General features: G+C 56.2%; 1 protein-coding gene, 3 tRNA genes and 1 pseudogene. 2 read left to right on the top strand and 3 right to left on the bottom strand.

The annotated features are described in order from the left end of the window. Positions 1-402, top strand: a pseudogene (locus tag AAC083_RS14685) (hypothetical protein); the annotation flags it as partial. On the opposite strand, the gene AAC083_RS14680 reads toward AAC083_RS14685, so the two are convergent. The 3 genes from AAC083_RS14680 to AAC083_RS14670 all read right to left on the bottom strand — a co-directional run bounded on the left by AAC083_RS14680 (position 403) and on the right by AAC083_RS14670 (position 721). Next, positions 403-478: transfer RNA gene (locus AAC083_RS14680), tRNA-His, on the bottom strand. 52 nt (positions 479-530) lie between these two features. After that, positions 531-607: transfer RNA gene (locus AAC083_RS14675), tRNA-Arg, on the bottom strand. Positions 608-644: 37 nt separating this feature from the next. Continuing rightward, a tRNA-Pro gene (locus AAC083_RS14670) sits at positions 645-721 on the bottom strand. Between the two features lie 203 nt (positions 722-924). Here AAC083_RS14670 and AAC083_RS14665 point away from each other — a divergent pair. Next, positions 925-1,307, top strand: a 383-nt coding sequence (locus AAC083_RS14665; RefSeq protein WP_308811012.1) for a tetrahydrofolate dehydrogenase/cyclohydrolase catalytic domain-containing protein, incomplete at its 3' end; no start/stop codon positions are given.

Raw genomic sequence — 1,307 nt, 5'->3', positions numbered from 1 at the left:
ATGGTGGCCCTCGGCGGCGGTTCGACCGAGTTTCGTAAAGTGCAGGTGTTCAAGGTGGGCAGCGGCACCGTCAAAGACAGCGCCAATGGGGTGATGGCCAATGCCAGCAAAGGGGCCATTGGCTGGCTGGCGACAAGCAAGATGGGGGCCGGACTTGCCGCCGAGCCGAGTATCCCTGTCGAATTCAAAGAAGATGCGCCGGTCGTAGACCGCAGCGAGAACCCGATAGCGGTGCAGGCCGGAGAGGTCATCGGTCACTGGGGCGAACATCAAATAGCCAAAGCCGGTGCAAGCGGCTTAGTGAAAGACGCCGACAGTAAAGCTGTGCACTTTGAGGTGTTTGTGACCGAGCAGGATAGCAAAGATGATTCTGAGAAAAGGAATAAGCAGGCGAAGGGGTAATGGGGTGGCTGATGGGGCTCGAACCCACGACAACCGGAATCACAATCCGGGACTCTACCAACTGAGCTACAGCCACCACTGAAATTTTCCATTAATACCATCCATCCCGGGGAGAGAGGATTTATTAATGGTGCGCCCTGCAGGATTCGAACCTGCGACCCACGGCTTAGAAGGCCGTTGCTCTATCCGACTGAGCTAAGGGCGCTCTGTATCGATCAGCCAAGCTGGCTCATCGATGAACTTGGTCGGTGATAAAGGATTCGAACCTTTGACCCTCTGGTCCCAAACCAGATGCGCTACCGGGCTGCGCTAATCACCGAAAATTTCTTGTCCAGCATACCGATAGCGGCGGTACTGGGCAACGGGCGGGCATCATACCCAAGCGGGAAAGGCAGCGTCAATGTATTTTTCCGCTAGTAAATTCAAGTGCCTACTTATTGCCCGCTTAGCGAGCGCTGCTAACACCCGCGCCAAAAAAATGCGACAATGCGCGGCAGTTGAACACATGGTGAGTGAAGAACGATGTCTGCCAAAATCATTGATGGAAAACAGGTTGCGCAAACGATTCGCAATCAGGTCGCAGCGCAAGTCCAACAGCGGTTGGCACAGGGGAAACGGGCGCCAGGTCTGGCGGTGATCCTGGTCGGGGTGGATCCGGCGTCTCAGGTCTATGTCGGCAGCAAGCGCCGCGCCTGTGAAGAGGTGGGGTTTATCTCCCGCTCTTACGATCTGAGCGCGACAGCGAGCCAGGAAGAGTTGCTGGCCCTGATCGATCGGCTCAATGATGATGTGGACGTAGATGGCATTCTGGTGCAACTGCCGCTGCCGGCCCATTGTGATACGACTCAGGTGCTGGAGCGTATTCGTCCCGACAAGGACGTGGATGGCTTCCATCCGTACAACGT

Source organism: Aeromonas sp. HMWF014 (genome assembly GCF_963878295.1).
In the GTDB taxonomy this organism is placed as follows: Bacteria; Pseudomonadota; Gammaproteobacteria; order Enterobacterales; family Aeromonadaceae; genus Aeromonas; species Aeromonas popoffii.
This window is presented reverse-complemented; position numbering and strand designations above follow the sequence as displayed.